The following is a 2,935-nucleotide window of genomic DNA, read 5'->3' on the forward strand; positions in this document are numbered from 1 at the left end:
CACGGCCAGTTGGTTGGCCTGGCGCGCGTTGTCTGCGTTCTGCCGCACGGTGGAGCCCAGTTCTTCCATCGAGGCTGCCGTTTCTTCCAGCGCAGAGGCCTGCTGTTCCGTGCGCGCGCTCAGGTCGTTGTTGCCCGAGGCTATCTGCGAGCTCGCCGAGGCTACGCCTTCGGCGTTCTGCCGCACCGAGGCCACGGTGTTCACCAGGCTTTGCTGCATGCGCTGCAGGGCCGCCAGCAGCTGGCCGGTTTCATCCTTGGACTGCACGAGGATCTGGCCGCTCAGGTCGCCAGCGGCCACACGGTCGGCGACCTCTACGGCCTGGGCCAGCGGACGGGTGATGGAGCGAATCAACCACAGGGCAGCCCCCAAGGCCACAGCGATAGCCACGACCGAAAAGACGAACATGATGGATCGCGCCATGGAGTATGTGTCCGCAGAAGCCTTCGACGCTGCGGCGGCTCCATCCGCATTGAGCTTGATAAGTTTGGCCAAAATGGCCTTGATGGCCAGATACTGCGGCCGCGAAACGTTGCTCATGATGTCGGTTGCACCGGCGTTATCGCTGTTGCGGGACAAATCGAGCGCACGATTGTTGACCTCAATGTACTTGGCCCAGCTGGCCCCGAACTCCTCGTAGAGCTTCTTCTCCTCAGGGCTGCTGATGAGCGACTCGTAATGCTTTCGCATCTCGCCAAGCTTGTTGCGCTCGTCTGCGATCTGCTTGTCCAGCGCCCCCTTGGTCGCAGAGTCTGTGGTCAGCATATGCGCCAGGATGGCCAGCCGCAGGCTTGCCACTTGAGAGTCCAAGGCTCCCACGGCCTGCACACTCGGCAGCCAGTTCTCGGAGATTTCTTCAGAGCTGCCGCGTAACTCCTTGAGTTCCAGCAGTGCCAGTCCCGCCATAGCCAACAGCAAAAACACCAGCAGTCCGAAAGCGCCGCTCAAGCGGGTGGAGATTTTCATCTGGTTCATGTTGCTACCCCTCGTGACGTGAATTTTTTTAAACTCTGTGTGACCAACAACGCCTGCAAATCGTGAAGCCTCCACCTTAGCGCGGACTGACAGAGCCCACCAACCCTATTTCGTCACTGCTGAGCAGCGCCTCGATGTCCATCACGATCAGCATACGCTTACCCAGGCTGGCGATGCCGGTAACAAAGGCCGGATCCACATGGCCCTGGCGCTCGAATTGCGGCGTGGGCTTGATCGCATCGGGGGTGAGCGTGACCACGTCTGCCACGGCATCCACCACGGCACCAATCACGGTGGCGCCAATGTCCAGGATGATGACCACCGTGAAATCGGTGTAGCTGGCCTCGGGGCATTGCAGCTTCACGCGCAGGTCCAGGATGGGCACGATGCGGCCGCGCAGGTCGATCACCCCCTTGATGAAATCGGGCGAATGCGCCAGGCGCGTGGGCCGCTCGTACGAGCGGATTTCCTGCACCCTCAGGATGTCGATGCCGTACTCCTCGGCACCCAGGCGAAATGTCAGGTACTCCCCGCCCGGGGCAGTGCCTGCGGCAGCAGCGCGCTGAGGGGTGGGAGCAGAAGCCGACGGGGAAGAAGAGGACAGTGCGGGGGAAGGAGCGGGGGCGAATTCGACGGTCATGGGCGCGGTCTTTCGGGGTCGGGGGCGTTCGGCAAGGCACGCGGTCTGTCAAACCCAAGCCCGCGCGGGCGTTCACAAAGCATAGCAGCGAAAGGTTGCAATCAATAACAAATTGTGTCCAAACGCCCCCCTGCCAAAGCCCTTTTTTCTGCTGCCTCGCAGTCACATTTCTGCTACATCTTCAGCCCCTGCCCCAGGCAGGAATTGGAGAGCTAGCTCCATTTCCACCCCCGGCCATCTGCCGAAAAAATGCTACCGTCGCTGCAAGCCACACACCGATGTGCGCAACCTGCTTTGGAACGATGAATTGATGGCCCTGTTCAACAAGAAAGAATCTGACCCCACCCACATGCCGCCACCCGGCCTGCCCCTGCTGGCGCTGGAGCTGCGTGCCCCCTGGGAGTTTGGCGCGGTGCTGCCTGCCTGGCCGGTGCTGCAGCGTGCCCCGCTGGGTGACGGGCACACGGTCATCGTGTTCCCCGGGCTCACGGCGGGCGACGCCACCACCATGCCGCTGCGCCGCTATCTCGAATCGCGCAACTACGACACCCTGGGCTGGGGCCAGGGCCTGAACCTGGGCCCGCGCGAGGGTGTGCTGGAAACCGCCAAGCGCCAGCTGCAGCAGGCAGCCGATGCCAGCGGCAACAGGGTCAGCCTGGTGGGCTGGAGCCTGGGCGGCATCTACGCCCGCGAGCTGGCCAAGGAGATGCCCGACCTGGTGCGCTGCGTGATCACGCTGGGCACCCCGTTTGCCGGGCACCACACCTCCACCAACGCCTGGCGCATCTACCAGTTCGCCAGCGGCCGCAGCATCGAACGCGAGACCGAGAGCTACAACCTGCCGGAGGCGCCCCCCGTGCCCACCACCAGCATCTTCTCGCGCAGCGATGGTGTGGTGGCATGGCGTGGCAGCATCCAGGCGCCCGCCGACCACAACCCGCACACCGAGAACATCGAGGTGGTGGCCAGCCACTTTGGCATTGGCCTGAACCCCAGCGCCTGGTGGGCCGTGGCCGACCGGCTGGGCCAGCCCCAGGGCCCCGGAGTGGTGTGGCAGCCCTTCCAGCGCCCCCAGCTGCCTGGGCTGCAGCTGCTGTACCCCGACCCGCACCGCTGATGCGCCGGGGGCCGCCCCCATAAAAGCCCACAAAAAAGCACGCAGAAGGGATGCCCCCTCTGCGTGCTTTTTGTTGTGCAGTGCTGCGCGCGTTGTGCTGCGTTGCTCTGCCTCGTCTTGGTGATGCTCTACTTTCGATAGCTAGCAAGGCATGCCTGTTGCGCGGGAACGGCCATTTTTATTGAGGTTTCTGCGTCTCCCCC

Annotated in this window: 3 protein-coding genes; 1 reads left to right on the plus strand and 2 read right to left on the minus strand. The window is 63.4% G+C overall.

Translation table 11 applies throughout. The features are described from left to right. Both AvAM_RS19785 and AvAM_RS19790 read right to left on the minus strand, forming a co-directional pair. Positions 1 to 1,050: MCP four helix bundle domain-containing protein (locus AvAM_RS19785; RefSeq protein ID WP_137748672.1), on the minus strand; the 1,050-nt coding region annotated here is incomplete at its 3' end. 1 nt (position 1,051) lies between these two features. Further along, the gene (locus tag AvAM_RS19790) at positions 1,052 to 1,615 is read right to left on the minus strand and encodes a chemotaxis protein CheW (protein WP_171012344.1); all 564 of its coding nucleotides are present in this window, start codon (positions 1,613 to 1,615) and stop codon (positions 1,052 to 1,054) included. 310 nt (positions 1,616 to 1,925) lie between these two features. Here AvAM_RS19790 and AvAM_RS19795 point away from each other — a divergent pair, with 310 nt between their 5' ends. Then, entirely contained in the window at positions 1,926 to 2,732 is an 807-nt protein-coding gene (locus AvAM_RS19795) for a triacylglycerol lipase (RefSeq protein ID WP_137748674.1), read from the plus strand. Positions 2,733 to 2,935 lie beyond the last annotated feature (203 nt).

Origin of the sequence: Acidovorax sp. NB1 (assembly GCF_005405905.1) — a bacterium.
GTDB lineage: Bacteria > Pseudomonadota > Gammaproteobacteria > Burkholderiales > Burkholderiaceae_C > Acidovorax.